The organism is Sphingopyxis sp. LK2115 (assembly GCF_014595975.1).
In the GTDB taxonomy this organism is placed as follows: Bacteria; Pseudomonadota; Alphaproteobacteria; order Sphingomonadales; family Sphingomonadaceae; genus Sphingopyxis.
Window position 1 is genome coordinate 17,827 of the sequence record NZ_JABWGQ010000036.1, and the last position, 22,743, is coordinate 40,569.

Genomic DNA, 22,743 nt, shown 5'->3' on the forward strand with positions numbered 1-22,743 from the left:
GCAAATGGCGCGTAGCCCGATGCGCGATATGCCCGAACTTCCAGAAGTCGAAACCACCGTGCGCGGCCTCGCGCCCTTCCTCGAGGGGCAAAGGCTGGCGGCCGTGACCACCTTTCGCCCCGACCTGCGCCGCCCCTTTCCCGCCGACCTTGCGCAGCGCCTCACCGGCGCGACCGTCACTGCTCTGTCGCGCCGCGCCAAATATGGCATCGTGTCAACCGACCGCGACGATCATATGATCTTTCACCTCGGCATGTCGGGGCGCTGGCGGACCGAGGGGGGCGAGCCGGGCAAGCACGACCATCTGCTTCTCGAAACTGCGGCGGGGCACCGGCTGTTCCTGCACGACCCGCGGCGTTTCGGCTCGGTCGATCTGGTCGCGGGCGATCCGCTGGCGGCATTCGCGGCGTTCGTGACGCTCGGCCCCGAACCGCTGTCGGACGCGTTCGACGCCGCCCATCTGGTGCGCGCCTTCGCCGGGCGACGCGCGCCCGTGAAGGCGATGCTGCTTGACCAGAATGTCGTCGCGGGGCTCGGCAACATCTATGTCTGCGAGGCGCTCAACATGGCGCGCATATCGCCGCTGAAGCCCGCAGCCGACGTGCCCAAAGCCAAAATCGGCGCGCTCGTGCCCGCCATCAAGGCGGTGCTCGCCGCCGCGATCGCCGCGGGCGGTTCGACGCTGCGGGATTTTTTGAGTCCCGATGGCGACCTTGGCTATTTCGCAAAGGATTGGCGCGTCTATGGTCGCGCGGGCGATCGTTGCGAATGCGGCGGCTCGATCGTGCGCGTCGTGCAATCGGGGCGCTCGACCTTTTACTGCCGCAAATGCCAGCGTTGAGCCCGGATATTGCCGCAAGGCATTGACCAAATCGCCTGTCATCGCTATGCGCGCACCCTTCGAGCAGGGTCCGGTCGTCCGGAACCGGCCACATCCGGACATTGATTCGCTGCTCCGCGCGCGATTCGGCTGCTCCGATGCGGCTGCGCTCCGACCATGTTGACCGTTTGAGATTAGAGGATTTTATGGCCAATACGCCGCAGGCAAAGAAGCGCATCCGCCGCAACCAGGCGCGCGCCGTTGTGAACAAGAATCGCGTTTCGCGCATCCGCACGCTCGTCAAGAAAGTCGAAGCCGCCGTCGCGGCGGGCGACAAGGACGCCGCCGCGACCGCGCTGAAGGCTGCGCAGCCGGAAATGGCGCGCGGCGTTGCCAAGGGTGTCCTCCACAAGAACACGGTCGCGCGCAAATATGCGCGCCTGACCAAGAGCGTGAACGCGATCGCCTGATCTCGCTTGTCCCGAAAGGGAACAAAAAGGACTCGCCGGCTTTTTGGCCTGCGGGTCCTTTTTTGCGTGCTCTATTGTGACATCGCGATGGCAATAGTGTTGCATCGCGGTAAGTGGCGGATTTTCGGCGATTCGTTGGGATCGTCTCCGCGCGTTTCCCATAAACATATGAAATTGATGAAAAAAAAACGCTCATTCACGCGATTCTGCGAGCGGGGGCGAGTCAAGATTTTTATTTCACTATTTTTACATGAGCGCCCCTTGATCGACTCGGCGCGCCTTGCCTAGACAGGTGCGTCGTCGGCCTTCGCCGGCGGCCGCCACATCGACATGTTCGTATTCTTTCGGGCCGTTTGTCCCGGACAGTTGACCTGTGCCCGGCGCAGGCAACGGATCGGCGCGTGGCGGCTGCCCGATACCGGCGCGAGGGGACCAGGGGGCGGCAGGGCGTGACAGAGAGCGGCATTCGGCATGAGCAAGATGCAAAGGGTGGAGCAGTGAACGGCGATGCCGCGGCGCTCTGGCCGCGCGTCGCCGAGGGCCTGCGCCGCGATCTTGGCGCCCGCACTTTCGATCATTGGCTGAAGCCTGTGCGCTTCGCCGACTATTGCGCGCTGTCGGGCGTCGTGACGCTCGAGACCGCGAGCCGCTTTTCGGCGAACTGGATCAACGAGCGCTTCGGCGACCGGCTCGAACTTGCGTGGCGGCAGCAACTGCCCGCGGTGCGCAGCGTCAGTGTGCGCGGCGGTGCGGCAGCGGCCGAGCGCGCCGCGACGCTCGCTTCGGCGCCGCTCCCCGCTTTCGATGCGGCGCCCGCCGCGACCAATCCCGCGCTGCTCGGTTTCGACCCGCGCCTGTCGTTCGACCGCTTCGTCGTCGCGCGCTCGAACATTCTCGCCGCCAACGCCGCGCGCCGCATGGCGATGGTCGAGCGGCCGCAGTTCAACCCCCTCTATCTCTGCTCGGGCACGGGGCAGGGCAAGACACATCTTTTGCAAGCGATCGCGCAGGAATATGCCGCATCGCACCCGACCGCGACGATCATCCTGATGTCGGCCGAAAAGTTCATGCTCGAATTCGTCGGCGCGATGCGCAGCGGCGACATGATGGCGTTCAAGGCGCGGCTGCGCGCCGCCGACCTGTTGCTGCTCGACGATCTGCAATTCGTGATGGGCAAGAATTCGACGCAGGAGGAACTGCTCCACACGATCGACGATCTGATGACCGCGCAGCGCCGCCTCGTCGTTACGGCCGATCGCCCGCCGGCGATGCTCGACGGGGTCGAGGCGCGGCTGCTGTCGCGACTGTCGGGGGGCCTTGTCGCCGACATCGAGGCGCCCGAGGATGATCTGCGCGAACGCATCATCCGCCAGCGACTCGCCGCGATGCCGATGGTCGAGGTGCCGGGCGACGTCGTCACCTGGCTGGTCCGGCATTTCACGCGCAATATCCGCGAGCTTGAAGGCGCGCTTAACAAACTCCTTGCTTATGCTGCGCTCACCGGTGCGCGCATCGACCTCGCCCTCGCCGAGGACCGGCTCGCCGAAAATGTCCGATCGGCGCGCCCGCGCATCACGATCGACGAGATCCAGCGCGCCGTGTGTGCGCACTACCGGCTCGACAAGTCGGAGATGAGCTCGAAGCGCCGCGTCCGCGCGGTCGCCCGCCCGCGCCAGGTCGCCATGTATCTGGCCAAGGAACTGACGCCGCGCTCCTACCCCGAAATCGGGCGCCGTTTCGGCGGTCGCGATCATTCGACGGTGATCCACGCGGTGCGCACGGTCGAGGCGCTGCGCGTCGCCGACAGCGAACTCGATGCCGAGATCGCCGCGATCCGGCGCAGCCTCAACAGCTGATCCACAGCGCTGTCCCGGAGTTGTCCGCGGAGTTGTCCACCGGGCGCGGCCGGTTATGCGGTCGATGTCGGCTTTGGGGTGGATTGCAAAGCGTTCCGCGGTCGCCGGGATGACGACAGGATGCCGCTCTGGTTGCGCTCGAAATCCCGCGCGCGCTACTCCTCGGCCCGCCCCTCGAACTTTTCGATCACCCAATCCTCGGCCTGCGCGCCGCCGATCCATTCCTGCATGTGCGGGTGGCTGATCACCGCTTGTGCATAGGGCAGGGCAAAGCGCGGCAGCGGGATCGAATAAGTGATGAAGCGCGTTACCACCGGCGCGAACATCATGTCCGCCGCCGACCAGTCGCCGAACAGATAATCGCCTTTGCCGCCAAAGCGCGCGCGCGCCTCGGCCCAGATCTGCAGGATACGGATCACATCGGCCTGCACCTCGGGGGTCAGTTCGGCGGCGGGATAGATGCGGCGGATGTTCATGCTGTGCTCGCGGCGCAGCGCCGCAAAGCTCGAATGCATCTCGGCCGCCATCGACCGCGCCATGGCGCGCGCCGCCATGTCGTCGGGCCAGTATCCGCGGGTGCCACCGGTCTTTTCGTTAAGGTAATCGATGATCGCCAGGCTGTCCCACACGACGATGTCGGCGCCGTCCCACAGGATCGGCACCTTGCCCCCCGACGGTGCGAACTCGTCGCCCTCGCGGCGCCGGCTCCATTCCTCATTATAGAGCGGGACGGTGACTTCCTCGAACGGCAGGCCGCTGTGCTTGGCGGCGAGCCAGCCGCGCAGGCTCCAGCTCGAATAGGCCTTGTTGCCGATGAAGAGTTTCATGCGATATCTCCTCCCTCCTCCTTGACGGGAGCGGGTTGTGTAGAGCGGCCATCCTGCTGACGGTAGCGGACAAGTCCGCAACCTTCACCATCCTCTCCCGCTGGGGCAGAGGATATTATGACTCCACCGCCTCCAGCACCGCGGTGCGCAGCTCGGCGATCCCCATGCCCTTTTCGCTGCTTGTCGCGATGACCTCGGGATGCGCGGCAGGATGTTGCCGCGCCTCCGCCGCGGTCGCCGCATGCACGTCGGCGAGCGCGCTCGCCTTCACCTTGTCGGCCTTGGTCAGCACGAGGCGATAGCTCACCGCCGCCGTGTCGAGCATTTCGAGCAGCTCGCGGTCGACGTCCTTGATGCCGTGGCGGCTGTCGATCAACACCAGCGTCCGTTTCAAGACCTGTCGCCCGCGAAGATAGTCGTTGACGAGGAAGCGCCATTTCTTGACGACGTCCCGCGGCGCCTTGGCAAAACCATAACCGGGCATGTCGACGAGCCGGAATACCAGCGGCGCGCCCACGTCGAAATAGTTAAGCTCCTGCGTCCGCCCCGGCGTGACCGAGGTGCGTGCGAGACCGTTCCGGTTCGTCAGCGCGTTGAGCAGCGACGATTTGCCGACGTTCGACCGGCCCGCAAAGGCAATCTCCGGCACCGACGGCAAGGGCAGGTGCTGGAGCGCGGGCGCCGATTTCAGAAAGGCAACCGGGCCTGAAAACAGTTTGCGCGCGCGCTCCGCCCGTTCGGGATCCGCACCGGGTTCGGGTTCGACCTCGCTCACTTCGTCGGCGCCGCCTTCAACGCCGGAAATTTGCGATACATCCACTGCTGCTGCCCGATCGAAAGGATATTGTTGGTGATCCAGTAGAGGAGCAGGCCCGCCGCGAACGGCGCCATGATGAACATGAACAGCCAGGGCATGATCTTGAACACCTGCGCCTGCACCGGATCGGCGGGGGCGGGGTTCAGACGGAACTGAAGCCACATCGTCACGCCCAGGATCACCGCAAGGAGTCCGATCGCGAGGATCGACGGCGGGGTAAAGGGGAGCAGGCCGAAAAGATTGAGGATGTGCAGCGGGTCGGGCGCCGACAGATCCTTGATCCAAAGGATGAACGGCTGGTGCCGCATTTCGATCGCCAGCATCAGCACCTTGTAGAGCGCATAAAAAATGGGGATCTGGATCAGGATCGGCAGGCAGCCGGCGAGCGGATTGATCTTCTCGTCCTTATAGAGCTTCATCAGCTCCTGCTGCATCTTCGGCTTGTCGTCCTTGTAACGGTCCTGCAGCGCCTTCATCTTCGGCTGGACGACGCGCATCTGCGCCATCGATGCGAACTGCCGGTTGGCGATCGGGAACATCAGCAGGCGGATGATCAGCGTCAGCGCCATGATCGCGAGGCCGAAATTGCCGAGCTGCAGGAACAGCCAGTGGAGCAGTTTGAAGATCGGCACTTCGAAAAATTCGAACCAGCCCCAGTCGATCGCGTTCGACAGGCGCGTAATGCCCTGGCCGTTCTGATAGGTTTCGAGGATCTCGACTTCCTTCGCGCCGGCAAAGATGCGGCTGGTGGTCGTCAGCTGTTGCCCCGGCGCTACTGCCGTAAAGTCGCGCGCGAAAAGCGTCTGGTAATTGTTCGGGGCGGGCGAACTGATCGCCGCGGTCACGCGCTCGCCCTTGGCCGGAATGATCGCGGCGAGCCAATATTTGTCCGTGAAGCCCAGCCAGGCGGCCGAAGCGTAGCGCACGCTGCGGTTCGGGGCTTCCTCGACGTCGTCATAATCGACATCGAACACCGATTTGCCGTCCAGATAGCCCGTCGGGCCGACATGGATCGTCCAGCTGTCGACCTCGTGCGGGTCGGTCGGCTTGCCGAGACGGTCAATCAGCGCAAAGCTGTTCAGCGATACCGGCGCGGTGCCCGCATTCACGACCGTCTGCTTTGCGGTGATCAGATAATTGCTGTCGATGCGATATTCGATGCGGAAGGTCTGGCCCGTGCCGTTTGCCCAGCTCAACGTGACCGGGCTGGTCGGGGTCAGCTTTGTCCCCTTCGCGGTCCAGACGGTGTTGGCGCCCGGAACCTGGACGCCCTGCGCTGCCCAGCCGAGGCTGGCGAAATAGGCCGCCGGCGTGCCGCCCGGCGCGAACAGGCGGACGGCGGGCGAGTCCTTCTTTATCGTCTGGCGATATTTGGTGAGCGTGATGTCGTCGATGCGCGCGCCGGTAAGGTTGATCGAGCCGCGGATCGCCGGGGTTTCGATCGGGATGCGGCGCCCTTCGGCGAGCACGACGTCGATTGGGCGAATCGTCTGCGGCGCGGGCGCCGCGGGCGCAGCGGCCGTCGGAGAGGGCAGCGCGCTCGGCTGGCCCTGCGCTGCGGGGGCGCTGGCGGGCGCGCCATTGGCGCCGGCGACCGTCCTGGTCACGTCGGGCTGTGCGGGGGTCGGAAAAAACCGCTCGGCGACGAAGTTCCAGCCGATCAAAATCGCCACCGACAACAGGATTGCCGCGATCAGGTTACGCTTGTCGTCCACGCTCTTCGATCTCTCTTCGTCTCAAAATGTCGGGGGATGCGGGCACTAAGGCACCGGGTCGTAGCCGTGACCGCCCCAAGGATGGCAGCGCAATAGCCGCTTTGTCGCGATCCAGCCACCCTTGATCGCGCCATAACGCCGAAGCGCGACGATCGCATATTCGCTGCACGACGGCGCATAGCGGCACGTCGGCGGCAGAATGCGCGACGGGCCCAGTTGCCAGCCGCGCGCGATCAGGATGAGCAGCCGGGCGATCATGCGTGTTGTCCCGTTTCGTCACCCCGGACGCGATCGGCGTGATGATGAGAAGGGGGAGCGGTCACGAGACTTTCGCCGCCAGCTTCTTTGCCGCGCGCGCAAGCGCCGTGCCGAGCTGTTCGCCGAGATCGGCAAAGAGGATTTCGTTGCCGCCGGGGCGGCCGATCAACACATGGTCGGCGCCTGCGATTCCCGCTTTGGGCAGCGCGACGCGGCAAAGTTCGCGCAGCCGGCGCTTCATCCGGTTGCGCGTCACCGCGTTGCCGATTTTTTTGCTGACAGTGTAACCGATTCCCATGGCGCTGTCGCCGTCGCCGCGCGGGCGGACGAGCAGGACGAAGCCGGGCATGGGAAAGCGAAGGCCGCGATTCGCGGCCAGAAAGTCGCTGCGCTTGTTAAGCGTTCGCACCAGACGCGCTGGCGGCGAAGCGTCGGCGATCAGGCCGACAGCTTCTTGCGGCCGCGGGCACGGCGGGCGGCCAGAACCTTGCGGCCGCCGACGGTCGCCTTGCGGGCGCGAAAGCCGTGACGGCGCTTGCGCACGAGGCGGCTGGGTTGATAGGTGCGCTTCATCGCGGTTTTCCCTAGATTTCGTCAAATGCTGCAACAGAAAAGGGCCGCCAAGCGTGGGCGGCCACCGTTGGGGCGCGGATAAGCAAGAGTCGGTGGAAAGTCAATCGCCATCTGCCCGGTCCAGCGCCTCGCGTGCGCGCCGCCGCGCGGCGCTGACGCGGCGCATCACCCGGTCGGTCCACGCGCCATAGCGGGGATGCCGCCATTTGAAGCGGACATAGACGCGCTTCGCCCACGCGCTGTTCTGAAGGCACAGCATCAGCCCGACCGGAAAGACGATCAGAAAACCCGGTCCCGGCAATGGCCCGATCGCGATGCCGACGAGCATCAGCAGCAGGCCGAGCGCGAACAAGGCCGTGCGCATTTGGGCATTCGACCTTAATCGCTGATAAAGGCTCCGCTTCGCCATGGGGGCGATGTGGGAAAGCCAGCGGCGTGTTGCAAGGATAAAGCAGCGTGGGTGCGAACGGCCGAGCGCAAGCGGCGGCAGGGTGCTGGGCGGATGCGCCCGCACTGGACGCCGCTCATCCATCGCCTTCCCCGGCTCGGCGGTCTTTGTGAACGCTTCGGCCAGCAGGTCGCCGGTGCAACGGAACGATGCGTTCAGGCCACCGTTGCCAAAATGTTGAAATGGCAGGCTGGTTGGCCCTCGTGTCGGAGAAAGAGAATGAAAAGGCTTTTGACGATTTTCGCAATCAGCGGCTCGCTGCTGTTCCTGTCGGCCTGCAATACCGTCGACGGTGCCGTAAAGGACGTCGAATCCGTTGGCGACTGCGCCGATGGCGTCAAAGGCAACTGTTAGCGCGGCGTGCGTTTAATCTGATCCATCGTCCCGTTCGTGTCTCGACGGCGGCGATGCTCAGTTGATCGTGACGAACCGCGCCATGTCGGCGCGGGTCAGGTAGCGCACCTCGTTGAAAGGCGTCGCATTGGTCAGCGCATAAAATTCGCGCGCCTTCGCCGCGTCCATGCCCAGTTCGCGATAAAGGGCGATATAGTCGGCGTGGACCGGGTCGTCGGCCGGATAGTCGTTCGCCTCGCGCCCATGTTCGTCGGCCCAGCTATGGACGCCGAACTCGGCGTCGGGCGCCGCGCGCCGCGTCGCGCCCGCGAGCCACAGCTCGACCGCGCCCGATCGGACCGACCCGCCGCTCGGCACCACGGTTTCCAGCCCGGCGCGGCGGATCGCGCGGGCGAGCGCCAGATTGGCATCCTCGTCAAGGCTGCCGGGGCAATCGACCATCTCTATGCGCTTGAGGCCGGGAAAGGCGACGAGCATCGCCGCGAACTGGCGTGGGGTCGCCGAAGTGACGTCGCCGACCATGCGGACTGTTGCCGCGTCGACCACCGAAAAAGGACCGAAACGCGCCTTTGGATGCCCCAGCGTGGCAAGCGTGGCGGCAGGCGCATAACGCCGCGTCGCCCCGAACGCCTCTTCCTCGGCCAGCGCTTCATCGTCGAGGAGCGCCGCATCCTCCTCGATAAAGCCCAGGTCATCGTCGCTCGCGTCGATATGGGTCCACGTCACGGTCGTGGTGACGATCGTGACCCACTGCGCCTGCGCCGGCGCGAGCGCCAGCACCGCGGCGAACGCGGCGACGACAAGCGTGCGCAACAGGGCAAAGGGCGAAACCATGCCCCCATTCTCGCGCGCCCGCGATGACCAATTGGCAAAGCGGCAATGTCAGCGCCGCATTAACCGCGATATGGGACGGCGCAGGTCAATCGCGGCCCGACACGTCGAACGGGAAATGGCTGCGATAGGGGCGGGCATCCTCGATGCACCGCGACACGCTCGGCCGCGCGAGCAGGCGGGCGCGATACGCGCGCACTCGTGCATGGCGTGGATCGATCGGATGAACCCAGTCGGCATAGAAGAGCGCCGGCGCGGCGGCGCAGTCCGCCAGCGAGAAGCCGTGCGGCGTTGCCCAGCCGTCGTCGGGCAGCTTGGTCTCGAGCCAGCCATAGGCTTTTTCGAGCAGGTCGCGTGCGCGTTCGACGCGGGCAAGGTCGGGTTTTTCGGTGATAAAGGGCAGATATTCGGCAACCACGGCCTGAAAACGCGCCTGGAAATGATTGTCGAAGATCCGGTCGAGGAAGCGGAGTTCGAGCGCCACCCGCGGGTCGGCAGGGATCAGTCGCGGGTCCGGGACTCTCTGGTCGAGATATTCGATGATGATCGACGATTCGAAAATCGGAACGCCATCGTCGACGATCAGCGGAAACTGACCGACCGGCCAATGGGATCGCAGTTCGTCATAATGGGTGAACGGTTCCTCGGTCTCAAGCGCGCGATATTCGAACGCGACGCCCTTTTCATACAGTGCGATCAACGCCTTCCACGCGTAGGACGAGAAGGGATGGCCATAGAATATCAGCATCGCGTCAACCCTTCACTGCGGCCTCGATCGCCGCAATGTCGATCTTCTTCATCGTCATCATTGCCTCGAACGCGCGCTTGGCGGCCGCCTTGTCGCTGCCCGTCGTTGCTTCGAGCAGGACGCGCGGGGTGATCTGCCAGCTCACGCCCCATTTGTCCTTGCACCAGCCGCAGACGCTTTCCTGCCCGTCATTGCCGACAATCGCGTCCCACAGCCGGTCGGTTTCCTCCTGCGTGTCGGTGTGGACGATGAAGGAAAAAGCCTCGCTATGCTTGAATATCGGCGGGCCGTTGAGGCCGATGCACGGCGTTCCGAGCAGCGTGAACTCGACCGTCAGCACATCGCCTTCCTTGCCGCCCGGCGTGTCGACGGGGGCGCGGTGAACCGCGCCGACATGGCTGTCGGCAAAGGTTGCGGCATAGAAATTGGCCGCTTCCTCGGCATCGCCTTCGTACCAGAGGCACAGGGTCAGGGGGGTCTTGCTCATCGTCACTCTCCTTGTTGGAATCCGTGGCCGCAACGCGGCGTCAGCGCCGGTAAAAGCGCAGCGGTTTGGTGTCGGCGCGCGCCATCTGCCCGCGCGCCTCGAGGTCGAGCTGCACGCCCTTTTGCCACCAGCCCGCCTTTGCCCCGCCGGGAAACAGCGTGTCGGGCAGCAGCGGCAGCAGCCGTTCCTTGATCTCCGCCGCGGTCAGTCCCGGCGCCTCGGTCGGCACCACCGCCAGCATGGCCGCGCGCATCGCGTCATATTTCGCGCGTTCGACGCGCACCACATGGTCCGGGCTGTTCACGTTCCGCATCTCGACGCGGTCGTCATTCTTCGTCATCGTGCAAATCCTTCTTTGCTTGCCGCGCTCACGCCTCCAGCGCGGCAAACCCCTTGGCAATCGTTACCGGCGCCCTGGGCCGCGCATACATGGTGTCGAGAAAGGCGCGGAGCGCCGGGGCATCGTCCAGCAGCATTTCCTCGCGCGCCCAGTCGAGCGTGAAGGCTGCGTTGAAATCGGCGACGGTCAGCGCGTCGCCGACCAGGACGTCGCGCCCCTGCATATGCTGTTCGAGCACCGCGATCATGCGCCGCGCGTCGCGCTTTGCCAGCGCAATTTCGGATTCCGACCGTTCCTCCGGCGCATAGATGAAATTGTGGAGCGCGATGCGCCACAGCGGTGCCTCGATCTCGGTCATCAGGAAGAACAGCCATTGGTACATGCGGCCACGATCTTCGGGCGTCGCGGGGATCAGCCCGCCGCCGGGGAAGCGCCCCCCATATTTGTCGGCGAGATAGAGCTGGATCGCCGCCGATTCGCTGATCACCGTGTCGCCGTCGACCAGCACGGGCAGCTTGGCGGCGGGATTGAGCGCAAGAAACGCGGGTGTCAGCTGCTCGCCGGCGGCAAGATCGACCGGGGCGATTTCGTGCGGCAGGTCGAGTTCGTTAAGCAGCCAGATCGCGCGCAAGGCGCGCGTCGGGGGAGTGCCGTAAAGCCTGATCATCTTCGCTCCTTCAACCCTCCCGGCGCCGACGGCATGGAGAGGGGGATCATCGGCGGAAGGGTGGAAGGGCCGCGAGCCGTGCCAGTGCCGCCTTCGTCAGCCGTCGGGGCTGCCGCCTCCCCATGGTTTGGCCACGCGGGGCAGCGGGCGTCACGCTTCGACGATCGGCACGAAGCCGCCATAGATCATGCGCCTGGCATCGAACGGCCGTTCCTCTTCGGGGCCGGGGTTCATCCGTTCGTCGGCCATCACCTTTTCCCAGCCGCTGTCGCGCGCTTCCCTGCTCGGCCATTCAACCCAGCTGAACACGACCGTCTCGCCATCTTTTTTGTGCGCGGCGCGGGCATAGTCGGTGACCTCGCCGCCGGGCACATCGTCACCCCAGTTTTCGACGACGCGCGTCGCCCCATGTTCGATGAAAACATCCGACGCCATTTTCGCCAGCGCGCGATAGCGCTCCTTGTTGGCGTCCGGGACGGGGGCGACGAAACCGTCGACATATCCGGTTGCGCCGCTGCCGCGATCATCGAGGATCGACTCGAAACCGCCGATGATCATCCGCTTGCCGTCGAATGGCATGGTGGCGCCCATTTCCTTCATCCGGGGGTCGGACATGATCTTTTCATTCGCGGCATCGCGCGTCGCCCGGTCGGGATATTCGAACCAGCTAAACACGACGGTTTCGTCTGCTCTGGCCTGCACCGCGCCCTTGAAGTCGTTGATCTTGCCGTCGGGCACATCATCGCCCCACGCCTCGACCATCCGCCTGACGCCGAACTCTTTGAACAGCGGCGCTGCGTCGGCGGCATGTTTGCGATAGGCGTCCTTGTTGGCGGTCGGCACCGCGACTACAAATCCTTCCACATAGGTCATCGTCTCTCTCCTTCGGGGGCAGGCAGTCGTTATCGGGCGGGCGGACCCGCCTCTTCGCTGAACGCGGCAAGCTGTGCGTCGAGCGCACGCTGAAAGGCGGGCCGTGCAAGGCATCGGTCGAGATAGGTCTGGAGCCGCGGCTGCTCGGCAACCAGCCCCGCCTCGACGGCTTCGCGCAGCACCGTCGCCATCGCGATGTCGGCGACGGTGAAGTCCCCCGCCAGATAGGGCTTGTCGCCCATTGCGTCGTTCAGGCGGCCGAGTCGGCCGCGGATGAAGGCGATCAGGCCAGGGCGACGCAGCTTGGCCCACTCTTCGTCCTTCGCGAAAATATCGACATTGCCGAGCTCGAACAGCATTGGCTCGACACTGTTATAGGCGGCGAACAGCCAGGCGAGCGTGTTCGCGCGGCCCTGTGGATCGCGCGGCATCAACCGTTCGTCCTTTTCGGCGAGGTGGAGCAGGATCGCGCCACTTTCGAACAGGCGGATGCCATTATCGTTGAGCACCGGCACCTGCCCCCACGGCTGGAACAGGAAATGGTCGGCGGGGCGGTTGACCGCGCTGATCAGATGTTCGGCATAATCGAGGTCGATTTCCTCGCACGCCCAGCGCGGGCGCAGGTCGCGGACAAAGCCGCGCGCGAAACCCGGCACCCAGTCGAAGGCGGTAACCTCGATGGCGGCATGAGGATTGATCGGCATGGGGGGATTCCTCTCGCTTCGTCCCTGGGATCAGAAGACCGGCGGCGGCGGCGCCTTGTCGTCCAGAAAAGGCACGACCATCGCAGCGATAGCGGGCGCTTCGGCCATGATCCCGATGTGCGATGCCGCAGGCAGGATCGCCAGCCGCGCCTTGGGCGCTTCGGTCAGGAAACCCTGCGTCGCCGCCGCGACGTCGCCGCCGCCGCGCAGCTTGAAGAGCGCGATCGCATGGTCGAGCGTCACGCCGTCGGCATCGCCGATGATCACCATCGTCTTGCCGGGGATCGCGCGGACCGCGGCGTCGGACCAGCCAAAGGGCGTGGCGTCGAGTTTCTTGATATTCTCGACGAGTATGGGGAACTTTTCCGGCGCAGGCGACAGTCGTTCATATTCGGTCTCGATGATCGTGTTCGCGAAAAACTCGGGCTTGATCGCCGCAATGCCCGCCAGCACTTCGGGATACCAACCGTCGAGGCGCGAGGTTGCCGAAAGGATGATCTGCTTGCCGACCCTGTCGGGGTGCCGGATCGCCAATGCGATCGCGGTCGACCCACCCATCGAATAACCGAGCACATCGACCTTTTCGACGCCCAGCTTGCCCAGCACCGCGGCGGCGTCGTCGGCCATGCGGTCGTAATTCAGCGGCGTATCGACGCCGCCTGACCGGCCATGGCCGCGCGCATCGATCGCGATCACCGGCCGCGTCGCGGCGAGCGGCGCAATCAGCGGCCGCATCGCATCGGCCGACATAAAGGCGCCATGCAGGACGAGCAGCGGGGTGCCACCCGCCCTTGAATCGCCATAGATCTGGTAATGGACGGCCGCACCGGCAACGTCCACATGACCATGCGCGGAGGCGTTGACCGGCGCCACCGCGGCGGCGGGCGCTTCCGCCGCGGCGCTCTGCGGCATCGCGACGAACGCCAGCGCGGCAATGATTTTCGCGAACACCGCGCCCGCGGCCAGTGGGGGGAGGGGAGAAAGGCTTATCATTGGACGATCCTCATTCTTGAAAACGGCGACTAGCTTCGTTTGCCTTTGATCCACGCGACGATTGACATGGCGTGGCCGTGACCCAGGCCGTAATCGGCCCTGAGCCAGTCGATCACCGCGCCGGCCTTGACGCCGGGAGCGAGGCCCTTTTCATCGGCCAATCCCTTCTGGATCGCCTGTGCAGCCAAGGCATCGGGCGATTGCCCCGTTTTGGTTCGAACATTGTCGAGATAGGCTTGGAAGCTCATGCCACCGCTCCCTTTCGGAACGGAATCATCGCGCGGACTCGCGGGTCGCGCAGCCACAGGCCGCCCCACAGCATCACGCCCAGATAGACGCCGAACAATATGTGGCTGAACAGCGGGTTGCCGACGCGGACCTGCGTGGCGATCGCGCCGCCCAGATAGGCTGTGATCAGGATCGCGCCGAGGATGCTCGTGCGCGGCCAGACATGGAGCAGCGTCGGGATCAGCAGCAGGATCGCCAGCAGATACATGGTGCCGACCTCTGCCGGCCAGCCGAGGTTCGGCGGACTATATTTGATTGCGGTCTCGGGCGACACCAGCTTGAGCCCGGCGTCAAAGAGGAGGAAGGCGACCACCAGGCCGCTGAGCGCGCGGCCAAGGATCAGCCGATGTTTGGCGGGGGCTGTACCGGACATTTTTCTTCCTCCCTCATGCGTCGATCAGGCGGCCGTTTCGGCGGGTTCGCCGGCGGAAATTGCGGCGGGGTCCATCCACATCACTTCCCAGATATGGCCGTCGGGATCCTCGAAGCTGCGCCCGTACATGAAGTCGCCATATTCCTGCGTCGGCGTGGGGTCGGCGGCGCCGCCCGCGGCGGTCGCGCTGGCGACCAGCGTGTCGACGTCGGCGCGGCTGTCGGCGGAAAGGGCCAGCAGCACCTGCGCGTGGGTGCGCGCATCGGGGATCGTCTTTGGCGTAAAGCTCGCCCATTTTTCATGCGTCAGCAGCATGACATGGATCGCCCCTTCCTCGACCACCATGCAAGCGGCGGTGTCGTCGGTGAAGGCGGGGTTGTTGACGGCACCGATCGCGGCATAAAAGGCCTTCGATCTTTCGAGGTCGGCAACGGGCAGGTTCACGAAAATCATTCGGGGCATCGTCATTCTCCTTCGTGGGGGTGTCGAGGTCAGCGCGCTCCGCGCGCCGCGGCAATTACCTGTCGCATCATGCGGCGCCGTTCCGTGCAAAAAGCATGGCGACATAGCGCTTCAGATGGGTGACGCTTTCGCGCGCGATCGCCGGATCGTTCGCCGATTTGGCGAGGATGAACGATCCCTGCAGAACGGCCTGGATGTGGCGCGCAAGGCCGATGGCGGTGACGCCTTCGGGCTTGCCGTGGCGTCCGAACGCCGCTTCGATGTCGGGGACAAGCGCTTCGCAATAGGCGTTGAGGCTGGCTTCGCACGCTTCGCGGATCGCTTCGCTTGTCGCATAGGCTTCCTGCACCATCGTGCCGACGAAGCAGGTATAGTCCTCGGTCGGCCCGCCCAGCATCGACAGGCGGAAATCGATATGGCCGAGCAGCCGGTCCAGCGGATCGTCGAGCCGGGTGTGGGGCGGCAGTTCAAACAACGGTCGCGCACGGTCGGTCCAGCCCTCGGCGGCGGCGACCGCGAGTGCCTCCTTCGACGCGAAATGATGGAAAAAGGCGCCCTTTGTGACGCCGGCGGCGGCGCAGATCTGGTCGACCGTCGTTGCGGCATAGCCCTGTCGGCGCACGAGCTGGTGCGCCGCTGCGATCAGCGCCGCGCGCGCGCTGCCGCGGGGCGCCCGGCCACCGGCGGTGCCGCCGCCCGCCGGGGGGGCGGTGCGGGCGGCGGCGTCGCGGCGCGCGGGGGAGGTCGGGGGCATCCGATTCGTCGTCATGTGAACAGACATACCGACTGGTTGGTATGTTGTCAATTGCACGATCGCCCCGCGGTCGGCGGCGCCCCGTCCTGGCGGGGGAAGGCTTTTCGCCAACCACCGAAAAAGACTCGACCTTCCCGTCGCTTCGCCTAAGAAGGCATTGGAACAAAGGGGGCACATCGCGCAGTTCCGGGGAACCAATGGTCGCAATCGTCTCAACCGCCGCCTATCTCGGCATCGAGGCCCGCGGGGTCGAGGTGCAGTGCCAGATCACGCCCGGCGTGCCGCGCTTTGTGGTCGTCGGGCTGCCCGACAAGGCGGTCGGCGAAAGCCGCGAGCGCGTCCGCGCCGCGATCGCCGCGATCGGCCTGTCGCTTCCGCCCAGGGTCATCACGGTCAACCTGTCGCCCGCCGACTTGCCCAAGGAAGGCTCGCATTACGACCTGCCGATCGCACTCGCGCTGCTCGGCGCGATGGGGGTGATCGATGCCGAGACGCTGGCGTCATACGTTGTCGTCGGTGAACTCGGCCTCGACGGGCGCATCGCCGCCTCGCCCGGCGTGCTGCTCGCCGCGCTCCACGCGGGCAGCGTCGAGCGCGGCCTCATCTGCCCCGCCGCGCAGGGGCCGGAGGCGGCGTGGGCAGGCAATGTCGAGGTCATCGGCGCACCCGACCTTCTCGCGCTGCTCAATCACTTCAAAGGTCATTCGCCGCTGCCGCCGCCGGTGCCGGGCGAGGTCGAGGCGGCGCGGCGCGGCGCCGACCTGTCGCAAGTGAAGGGACAGGAAATCGCCAGGCGTGCATTGGAAATCGCCGCAGCGGGCGGGCACAATCTGCTGATGTCGGGGCCGCCGGGCGCGGGAAAGTCGCTGATGGCGGCGTGCATGCCCGGCATCCTGCCCGAACTCACCCCCGCCGAAGCGCTGGAGGTGTCGATGATCGCCTCGGTCGCGGGACAGCTCGAAGGCGGGCGGCTTGTCCGTGCGCGGCCATTTCGCGCACCGCACCATTCGGCGTCGATGCCCGCGCTCGTCGGCGGCGGCCTGCGCGTCCGGCCGGGCGAGGTCAGCCTCGCGCATCTCGGTGTGCTGTTTCTTGACGAACTGCCCGAGTTTCAGCGCGGCGTGCTCGATTCGCTCCGCCAGCCGCTCGAAACGGGCGAGGTCAGCGTCGCGCGCGCCAATGCACATGTCACCTTTCCCGCGCGCGTCCAGCTTGTCGCGGCGATGAACCCGTGCCGCTGCGGCCATCTTGGCGATCCGGCGCTCGCGTGCAGCCGGGCGCCGCGCTGTGCCGCCGATTATCAGGCGAAACTGTCAGGACCGCTGCTCGACCGCATCGACCTGCACGTCGAGGTGCAGGCGGTGAGCGCCGCCGACCTTGTCCTGCCGCCCCCCGCCGAGGGTAGCGCCGAGGTCGCGGCGCGCGTCGCCGCGGCGCGCGATGTGCAGACCGCACGTTATGCCGGGCACAGGGCGCGCACCAATGCGGAGATCGACGGCGAATTGCTCGAAGCGGTCGCAACACCCGACGAGCCGGGGCGGAGGCTGCTTGCGCAGGCGGCCGAGGCGATGCGGCTGTCGGCGCGCGGCTATACGCGGATCCTGCGCGTCGCGCGGACGATCGCCGATCTTGGCGGAGCCGAAAAGGTGGGCCGCATCCACGTCGCCGAAGCGCTGAGCTATCGCCGCCAGGCGCCGAAAAACTAGGGGTGCGATCGGTCGATCCGGGTCATCGACGATGATGTGCGGCATGGCGCAAACCTTCGATTGCATAGCTTTTCCTTTGCGAAGGGCTATCCAAAGCGGCGGCATGGGCGCATAGGCTTGCTGCCATGCACAAAGCGGCCGAATCCCCTCTGCGGCGCCTGCCCGGCGACCGTGAAATGGTTGTAATGATGGCGATGGTCATGGCGCTCAACGCGCTCGCGATCGATTCCATGCTGCCCGCGCTCCCGGCAATCGGCGAAGCGCTGGGAGTCGCCGTCGCCAACGACCGCCAATATATCATTTCGGTCTATCTGCTCGGCATCGGCTTCGGCTCGCTTCTTTACGGCCCTTTATCGGATCGCTTTGGGCGCAAGGGCGTGCTCGTCCCCGCCCTCTTCGCCTATCTCGCGCTCTCGATCGGCTGCGGGCTGGCGACAAGTTTTACAATGCTGATCGTGCTGCGTTTCGTGCACGGGCTGGTCAGCGCCGCGCTTGGCGTGATCGTCGTCGCGGTGATCCGCGACCTGTTCGCGGGCGACGCCATGGCGAGGCGGCTGTCGCTGATTTTCCTTGTCTTCATGATCGTGCCGATCATCGCCCCGACGCTCGGCGCCGGGGTCGCGGCGCTTGCGGGCTGGCGCGCCATCTTCATCCTGCTGGCCGTGATGTCGGTGGCGATGCTGGTCTGGCTTCGCCGCCTGCCCGAAACGCTCGACCCCGCCGACGTCCGACCGCTCGACATCAAGACGATGGCGGCGGGCTGGGCGACGGTGACGCGGCATCGGCGCGCGGCGGGCTATATGATCGCGTCGGGCACGATGCAGGGCGCGCTCTATGGCTATCTCAACAGCAGCGAACAGATCATCGGCGAGGTGTTCGACGCACGCAGCCTGTTCCCGCTGGTCTTTGCGTGCGTCGCCATCGGCATTGCGATCGCCAATTTTTCGAACGCCGCAATCGTCGAGCGCTTCGGCGCGCGGCGCGTTTCGCAGTCGGCGGTTTTCGCCTTCATGGCGACCTCGATCCTCCAGATCGTCGCAGCGCTGAGCGGGGTCGAGACATTGTGGATGTTCACCCTGTTGATGATGGTCAACGTCGGCCTCATCGGCTTTATCGGCAGCAATTTCGGGTCGATCGCGATGGAGGATTTCGGCCATATGGCGGGCGTCGCATCCTCCTATCAGAGCTTTGCCAAGACGTTGCTCGCGGCGACCGTCGGTGCGGTCATCGGCCAGCAATATGATGGTACGACGCTCCCGCTCGCCCATGCCTTCCTCGGCTGCGCGATCGTCGGGCTGGTGCTGGTGCTGTGGGCCGAGCGCGGCAAGCTGTTCACCCGGCCGGGAACCGCGCCCAAAAGCCCCTTCTGAATCGGGGATCGCTGCCGCGAAGTCCAGCGACCATACCGGCATGATGGGCGGCCGCGCGCGGCGCCCGACCATGCCGCCGCGCTTGTGCGCATAAGAAAGGGGGCCAAAGCCCCCTTTCCCTTTCCTGTTCGCGACGCCGTCAGTCGAAAGACGGAACGGGCGGAACCGGAGGCGGCGGGGCGTCGGCGTCGTCCTCGTGGACCTCGACGATGCCGCGGCCGACGTGGCTCTTGCGGTAACCATAGAGGAAATAGAGCACGAGCCCGATCGCGCCCCATATGGGCAGCACCATCTTCGCGTCGAAAGGCAGGTTGAGGTAAAGGCCGAGCGTGCCGAGGATCGCGAGCGGCGCGACGATCCACACCAGCGGGGTGCGGAACGGCCGGTGGCGGCCCGGATCCTTGATGCGGAGCGCAAGCACCGCGATCGCCACCATGAAGAAGGCGAAGAGCGTGCCCGAGTTCGAAATGTCGGCAAGCTTGCCCACCGGCAGGAAGGCGGCGAAGCAGGCGACGGCGACGCCGGTAATGGCCGTGACGATGTGCGGCGTCTTCCACCGGGGGTGGATCGACGCCAGCTTTTCGGGAAGCAGCCCGTCACGCGCCATCACGAAGAAGATGCGCGTCTGACCGAACAGCATGATCAGGATCACCGACGGCAGCGCGAGAAAGGCGGCGATGCCGATGGCGTTACCGATTGCCGGATAGCCGATTTCGCGCAGCACATGGGCGAGCGCTTCGCGCGAGCAGACAAGCGGTTCCTGGCCCAGCGCGGCGAGCGAGGCGCAGCGTTCGGCGAGCGCCGTCGAACCGGGCGAAAGGACTTCGCCCGCGGGTCCGGTGACCGGCTGCGCGCCCATCGTGCCAATCGCCCCCGCGGCGACCAGCAGATAGAAGATGGTGCAGATGCCGAGCGACGCGATCAGCCCGATCGGCACGTTGCGCTGTGGATTCTTGGTTTCTTCGGCGGCGGTGGAAACGGCGTCGAAGCCGACATAGGCGAAGAAAATCGACGCTGCGGCGCCGACCGCGCCAAGCCCCGCCATCTGGCCGAACCAGCCATTCGGCATGAAGGGGTCGAAGTTCTGGCCCTTCAGCATCGGCAGCGTAAGCACGATGAACAGCGACAGCGCGGTGACCTTGATGACCACCAGCACCGCGTTGACGCGCGCGCTTTCGGTCGTGCCGATCATCAAAAGCCATGTCACAAGCAGCGCGATCACCAGTGCGGGCAGGTTGACGATACCGCCCGCATAGGGCCCGACCGTCAGCTCCATCGGCAGGTTTATTCCCGCGTTCGCCAATAATCCGACAAAATAGCCCGACCAGCCGACCGACACCGCCGAGGCGGCGACGGCATATTCGAGGATCAGCGCCCAGCCCACGGTCCAGGCGAGCAGCTCGCCCATCACCGCATAGGTATAGGTGTAAGCGCTGCCCGAAACGGGCACCATCGAGGCAAGCTCTGAATAGCAGAGCGCCGCGACGACGCAGACCAGCCCGGCGATGACGAAGCTCCACATCATGCCCGGCCCCGCCTTTTGCGCGGCTTCGGCGGTCAGCACGAAAATGCCGGTGCCGATGATGGCGCCGATGCCGAGCATGGTGAGCTGAAAGGCACCGAGCGAGCGGTGCAGCGACTTTTTCTCGGCGGTGGCCAAGATGGCGTCGAGCGGTTTGACGCGACCAAATATCATGTAATAGTCCCCTTTGGGGCCCGGCGCGGGCCTCTCCTGGCGGGGCAGACTAGCCGCTCCGCACGTCAGCGCAACTTAATTTCAGACATATGACACCCGGTTTATCGCACCGTGAAGCGGATGCGGTCGATCGTTCGCCCGCCGGGGTCGACGAGCGCAAGCATATGGCTGCCTGGGCGCGGCATGATCTGCGGCCCCGCATCGGCGTCGCCCAATGGTTTTTTGTCGAGAATCAACCGGTATCCGGCGAGCGATCCGCTGACGGTCACGGCGATGCGCTGCCGATCCGGCGGAATGTCGGGGTCGAGCGCATAGACGCTGCCGCTGACCGGGCTGGTGATGCGCGGTCGGCGCGCTGTGGCGGGCGCGGCGGTCATTTCAGTCTGCGCGGTGCCGACCAGGAAAAACTCGCGGCGCGGCGGCTCGCGCGTGCCGGGGAGGGTGATCGGACGCGCTTCGACCCCCGCGGGCATGGCGGGGGGCTTGCCGGGGCGACCCGCGTGGAGCGCGAGCATGACGTCGCGCCACACCGGCGCGGCGCCGGAAGTGCCCGACACGGCGCGCATCGAATCGCCTTCCAGATTGCCGACCCACACCGCGACGGTGAAGCGGTCGGACCAGCCGATGCACCAATTGTCGCGCATCCCCTTTGACGTGCCCGTTTTCGCGGCGGCCCAGAAAGGCAGGCGGAGCGCGCTGTCGGCGCCAAACGCATCGGTGCGCGCGGCGGCGTCGGCCAGGATATCGCCGACGATGAAGGCGGCGGCGGGGCTGACGATCTGGCGCGCGCGCTCCGGCTTTTCGCCCGGCGTGAAACGGATGGGCGCGTGGCGGCCGTGATTGGCCAGGGTGCGGAAAGCATTGGCTTGTTCGACCAGCGACACTTCGGCCGATCCAAGCGCAAGGCTGAAGCCGTAATATTCGCCGTCCTCGACAAGGCCGTGATAACCGAGCGCCCAGAGGCGGTCGCGAAACTGCTGGACGTCGTCGATGACGAGCGCGCGAACGGCGGGGACGTTGAGCGAGGCGGCAAGCGCGTGGCGGACGCTGACCGGACCCTTGAAGCTGCGGTCGTAATTTTTGGGGACGTAGAGGCCGGAGGCGGTGTCGAGCTGGACCGGGCTGTCGTCGAGAATCGACGCGGCGGTGAGCCAGCCATGCTCGATCACCTGCGCATAAAGATGCGGTTTCAAGGTCGATCCCGCCTGCCGCCGCGCGTTGGCGCCGTCGACCTGTGCCGCGGTCGATTGGAGCCCGACGCCGCCGACATAGGCGAGCACATCGCCGGTGGCATTGTTGAGCACGACGACCGCGCCGTCGCGGACGCGGTCCGAACCGAGCGCGGCGAGCTGGCGGCGCAGCGCGACGATCGCCGCCGTCTGGATACGGCGGTCGATGGTGGTGGCGACGCGTTTGCCGGGTTTGTCGAGCAGGCGGACGGCAAGGTGCGGGGCAAGGCCGGGGTCGGTGCGCGCGGCATGCTCGCCCGACACCAAAGTCGCGGCGGCGGCGCGGATCGCCGCGCAATCGCTTGTCGCCGCGATCCGGCACGCACGGCGGGCGATCGCGTCGGCCCCCGCGCCGGGGCTGGGGAGGAGCCCGGCAAAGAGCGCGGCGTCGATGCGGTTCAGGTCGGCGGGCGGCTTGCCGAACAGGCCCGCCGCGCCCGCGCCGATACCCTGCGCCTCGCCGCGCAGGGGGACGAGGTTCAGATAGGCTTCGAGCATCTGCTCGTGCGTCCACGCGTCGGCAAGATACTGTGCGGCGCGCATCTGGCGCAGCTTGGCGCGCCAGTCGCGCTGCCCCGGCTGCGCGAGGCCGGGGTCGAGGAAGGCGGCGAGCTGCATCGCGAGCGTCGAGGCGCCGCGCGAGCGATTGGCGCGCGCGTCCCGCGTCAGCCGCGCGCGGACGGCGCTGGCGACCGCGAGCCAGTCGACCCCGCCGTGCGACCAGAAACGGCGGTCTTCGCTCTGGATAACGGCGGTGCGGACGGCGGGGCTGATGTCCTTCAGCGCCACCCAGGCGAGGCGGCGGCGCTGAAAATCGACACGCTCGCTGTCGAGCAGGCGGCCGTCGCGGTCGTAGAGCCAGGCTTCGCTGGGTCGCCAGTCGGCGCGGACGGCGGCGAAGGAAGGCATGGGGGGCGGTTTGGTGGCGAGGTGCGCGGCGGTGGTGAGGATGAGTGCGGCGAGGGCGACCCATGCGAGCGCGTGGGGCCAGCGGCGTTTGCGATGGTGTTTCATCGTCTGCTTCAGCGCGTGCTTCCGCGAAGGCGGAAGCCCATATCCTGTGGGTTCAACCGTGCGCCGACCG

Annotated in this window: 27 protein-coding genes and 1 pseudogene; 6 read left to right on the plus strand and 22 right to left on the minus strand. The window is 66.0% G+C overall.

Going from position 1 to position 22,743, the window contains the following annotated elements; genetic code table 11:
• Nucleotides 1-28: 28 nt before the first annotated feature.
• The 3 genes from mutM (at nucleotide 29) to dnaA (ending at nucleotide 3,146) form a co-directional block, all read left to right on the plus strand.
• Nucleotides 29-841, plus strand: a complete 813-nt coding sequence (gene mutM / locus HUW43_RS05780; RefSeq protein ID WP_188236598.1) for a bifunctional DNA-formamidopyrimidine glycosylase/DNA-(apurinic or apyrimidinic site) lyase — start codon at nucleotides 29-31, stop codon at nucleotides 839-841.
• A 185-nt stretch (nucleotides 842-1,026) separates the two neighbouring features.
• Complete coding sequence (gene rpsT, locus HUW43_RS05785; RefSeq protein WP_188236488.1) at nucleotides 1,027-1,290, plus strand: 30S ribosomal protein S20; 264 nt, start codon at nucleotides 1,027-1,029, stop codon at nucleotides 1,288-1,290.
• A 497-nt stretch (nucleotides 1,291-1,787) separates the two neighbouring features.
• Nucleotides 1,788-3,146 carry a chromosomal replication initiator protein DnaA gene (dnaA, locus tag HUW43_RS05790; protein WP_188236489.1) on the plus strand — a complete coding sequence of 453 codons (1,359 nt, stop codon included), beginning with the start codon at nucleotides 1,788-1,790 and terminating at the stop codon, nucleotides 3,144-3,146.
• Nucleotides 3,147-3,301: 155 nt separating this feature from the next.
• Here dnaA and HUW43_RS05795 read toward each other — a convergent pair whose 3' ends face one another.
• From HUW43_RS05795 to HUW43_RS05825, 7 genes are all read right to left on the minus strand, one after another.
• Complete coding sequence (locus tag HUW43_RS05795; RefSeq protein WP_188236490.1) at nucleotides 3,302-3,973, minus strand: glutathione S-transferase family protein; 672 nt, start codon at nucleotides 3,971-3,973, stop codon at nucleotides 3,302-3,304.
• Nucleotides 3,974-4,088: 115 nt separating this feature from the next.
• Nucleotides 4,089-4,748, minus strand: coding sequence for a ribosome biogenesis GTP-binding protein YihA/YsxC (yihA, locus tag HUW43_RS05800; RefSeq protein ID WP_188236491.1), 660 nt, complete (start codon nucleotides 4,746-4,748; stop codon nucleotides 4,089-4,091).
• A complete protein-coding gene (gene yidC / locus HUW43_RS05805) occupies nucleotides 4,745-6,505 on the minus strand; it encodes a membrane protein insertase YidC (RefSeq protein WP_188236492.1) in 1,761 nt (586 codons plus the stop codon). Before yidC ends, yihA begins: the two co-directional genes overlap by 4 nt.
• A 45-nt stretch (nucleotides 6,506-6,550) precedes the next feature.
• Nucleotides 6,551-6,763, minus strand: coding sequence for a membrane protein insertion efficiency factor YidD (yidD, locus tag HUW43_RS05810; protein ID WP_188236493.1), 213 nt, complete (start codon nucleotides 6,761-6,763; stop codon nucleotides 6,551-6,553).
• Nucleotides 6,764-6,824: 61 nt separating this feature from the next.
• Entirely contained in the window at nucleotides 6,825-7,172 is a 348-nt protein-coding gene (gene rnpA, locus HUW43_RS05815) for a ribonuclease P protein component (RefSeq protein ID WP_188236494.1), read from the minus strand.
• A gap of 29 nt (nucleotides 7,173-7,201) precedes the next feature.
• Nucleotides 7,202-7,336 carry a 50S ribosomal protein L34 gene (rpmH, locus tag HUW43_RS05820; protein ID WP_003046693.1) on the minus strand — a complete coding sequence of 45 codons (135 nt, stop codon included), beginning with the start codon at nucleotides 7,334-7,336 and terminating at the stop codon, nucleotides 7,202-7,204.
• A gap of 100 nt (nucleotides 7,337-7,436) precedes the next feature.
• A complete protein-coding gene (locus tag HUW43_RS05825) occupies nucleotides 7,437-7,700 on the minus strand; it encodes a PGPGW domain-containing protein (protein WP_223181321.1) in 264 nt (87 codons plus the stop codon).
• Between the two features lie 96 nt (nucleotides 7,701-7,796).
• On the opposite strand from HUW43_RS05825, the gene HUW43_RS15940 reads away from it, so the two are divergent.
• Nucleotides 7,797-8,138 (plus strand): hypothetical protein, encoded by a 342-nt coding sequence (locus HUW43_RS15940; RefSeq protein WP_317450827.1) that lies wholly within the window; start codon nucleotides 7,797-7,799, stop codon nucleotides 8,136-8,138.
• A gap of 57 nt (nucleotides 8,139-8,195) precedes the next feature.
• Here HUW43_RS15940 and HUW43_RS05835 read toward each other — a convergent pair whose 3' ends face one another.
• From HUW43_RS05835 to HUW43_RS05890, 13 genes and pseudogenes are all read right to left on the minus strand, one after another.
• Entirely contained in the window at nucleotides 8,196-8,972 is a 777-nt protein-coding gene (locus HUW43_RS05835) for an alpha/beta hydrolase (protein ID WP_188236496.1), read from the minus strand.
• Nucleotides 8,973-9,057: 85 nt separating this feature from the next.
• Nucleotides 9,058-9,717, minus strand: a complete 660-nt coding sequence (locus HUW43_RS05840) for a glutathione S-transferase family protein (RefSeq protein ID WP_188236497.1) — start codon at nucleotides 9,715-9,717, stop codon at nucleotides 9,058-9,060.
• Between the two features lie 4 nt (nucleotides 9,718-9,721).
• The gene (locus tag HUW43_RS05845; RefSeq protein ID WP_188236498.1) at nucleotides 9,722-10,204 is read right to left on the minus strand and encodes a VOC family protein; all 483 of its coding nucleotides are present in this window, start codon (nucleotides 10,202-10,204) and stop codon (nucleotides 9,722-9,724) included.
• A 40-nt stretch (nucleotides 10,205-10,244) separates the two neighbouring features.
• On the minus strand, nucleotides 10,245-10,544 hold the full coding sequence (locus tag HUW43_RS05850; protein WP_188236499.1) for a DUF6958 family protein: 300 nt from the start codon (nucleotides 10,542-10,544) through the stop codon (nucleotides 10,245-10,247).
• Nucleotides 10,545-10,572: 28 nt separating this feature from the next.
• Complete coding sequence (locus HUW43_RS05855; protein ID WP_188236500.1) at nucleotides 10,573-11,211, minus strand: glutathione S-transferase family protein; 639 nt, start codon at nucleotides 11,209-11,211, stop codon at nucleotides 10,573-10,575.
• A gap of 150 nt (nucleotides 11,212-11,361) precedes the next feature.
• Entirely contained in the window at nucleotides 11,362-11,769 is a 408-nt protein-coding gene (locus tag HUW43_RS15655) for a DUF1428 domain-containing protein (RefSeq protein WP_223181331.1), read from the minus strand.
• Nucleotides 11,770-11,787: 18 nt separating this feature from the next.
• Nucleotides 11,788-12,198 (minus strand): annotated as a pseudogene (locus HUW43_RS15660) (DUF1428 domain-containing protein); the annotation flags it as partial.
• Nucleotides 12,114-12,788: a glutathione S-transferase family protein gene (locus tag HUW43_RS05865; protein WP_188236502.1), complete on the minus strand. Its 675-nt coding sequence runs from the start codon at nucleotides 12,786-12,788 to the stop codon at nucleotides 12,114-12,116. The gene HUW43_RS05865 and the pseudogene HUW43_RS15660, both read right to left, overlap by 85 nt.
• A gap of 30 nt (nucleotides 12,789-12,818) precedes the next feature.
• The gene (locus tag HUW43_RS05870; RefSeq protein ID WP_188236503.1) at nucleotides 12,819-13,781 is read right to left on the minus strand and encodes an alpha/beta fold hydrolase; all 963 of its coding nucleotides are present in this window, start codon (nucleotides 13,779-13,781) and stop codon (nucleotides 12,819-12,821) included.
• 29 nt (nucleotides 13,782-13,810) lie between these two features.
• Nucleotides 13,811-14,029, minus strand: a complete 219-nt coding sequence (locus HUW43_RS05875) for a DUF4287 domain-containing protein (protein WP_188236504.1) — start codon at nucleotides 14,027-14,029, stop codon at nucleotides 13,811-13,813.
• Complete coding sequence (locus HUW43_RS05880; protein WP_188236505.1) at nucleotides 14,026-14,442, minus strand: DoxX family protein; 417 nt, start codon at nucleotides 14,440-14,442, stop codon at nucleotides 14,026-14,028. The genes HUW43_RS05875 and HUW43_RS05880 overlap by 4 nt, the downstream gene beginning before the upstream one ends.
• 24 nt (nucleotides 14,443-14,466) lie before the next feature.
• A complete protein-coding gene (locus HUW43_RS05885; RefSeq protein ID WP_188236506.1) occupies nucleotides 14,467-14,904 on the minus strand; it encodes a VOC family protein in 438 nt (145 codons plus the stop codon).
• Between the two features lie 67 nt (nucleotides 14,905-14,971).
• Nucleotides 14,972-15,673, minus strand: coding sequence for a TetR/AcrR family transcriptional regulator (locus tag HUW43_RS05890; RefSeq protein ID WP_188236507.1), 702 nt, complete (start codon nucleotides 15,671-15,673; stop codon nucleotides 14,972-14,974).
• 182 nt (nucleotides 15,674-15,855) lie between these two features.
• On the opposite strand from HUW43_RS05890, the gene HUW43_RS05895 reads away from it, so the two are divergent.
• On the plus strand, nucleotides 15,856-17,364 hold the full coding sequence (locus HUW43_RS05895) for a YifB family Mg chelatase-like AAA ATPase (RefSeq protein ID WP_188236508.1): 1,509 nt from the start codon (nucleotides 15,856-15,858) through the stop codon (nucleotides 17,362-17,364).
• A gap of 125 nt (nucleotides 17,365-17,489) precedes the next feature.
• Nucleotides 17,490-18,734, plus strand: coding sequence for a multidrug effflux MFS transporter (locus HUW43_RS05900; protein WP_188236509.1), 1,245 nt, complete (start codon nucleotides 17,490-17,492; stop codon nucleotides 18,732-18,734).
• A 139-nt stretch (nucleotides 18,735-18,873) separates the two neighbouring features.
• On the opposite strand, the gene HUW43_RS05905 is transcribed toward HUW43_RS05900, so the two are convergent.
• On the minus strand, nucleotides 18,874-20,430 hold the full coding sequence (locus tag HUW43_RS05905; RefSeq protein WP_188236510.1) for an amino acid permease: 1,557 nt from the start codon (nucleotides 20,428-20,430) through the stop codon (nucleotides 18,874-18,876).
• Nucleotides 20,431-20,531: 101 nt separating this feature from the next.
• Nucleotides 20,532-22,673, minus strand: a complete 2,142-nt coding sequence (gene pbpC, locus HUW43_RS05910; RefSeq protein WP_188236511.1) for a penicillin-binding protein 1C — start codon at nucleotides 22,671-22,673, stop codon at nucleotides 20,532-20,534.
• Between the last annotated feature and the right edge of the window lie 70 nt (nucleotides 22,674-22,743).